The 276-nt window shown below is 44.9% G+C and carries 1 pseudogene; it reads right to left on the bottom strand.

What is annotated here, in order from left to right:
• Positions 1–276, bottom strand: a pseudogene (locus BHE89_RS01655) (RNA-guided endonuclease TnpB family protein); the annotation flags it as partial.

Genomic DNA, 276 nt, shown 5'->3' with positions numbered 1-276 from the left:
TGATATCAATGTTGGCTTTGCCGGTGCTTCTACCCCGTCATCACAGAGTAGTGACGCATAGTATTTTCCGGTTGCGCTACGGCTCAGTGTGATACTTTTCAGCGCCCCCGTAATTTCACGATGTAAACGCGCTTCAATCGGTGCGATTTTCGGGATTTTTATCGCGCCATCAATGACTTTGATCCCGACACAATGATAGCTAGATTGTCTGCCATGCTTACTTTTAAACGTGGGAAAACGGGCTTTTAGTTTCGGATTAAAAAAAGTTGGAGAAAG

Origin of the sequence: Shigella sp. FC1967 (assembly GCF_001743005.1) — a bacterium.
Taxonomy (GTDB): domain Bacteria; phylum Pseudomonadota; class Gammaproteobacteria; order Enterobacterales; family Enterobacteriaceae; genus Proteus.
Note: the sequence above shows the minus strand (reverse complement) of the source record. Positions and strands in the feature narration are given on the sequence as shown.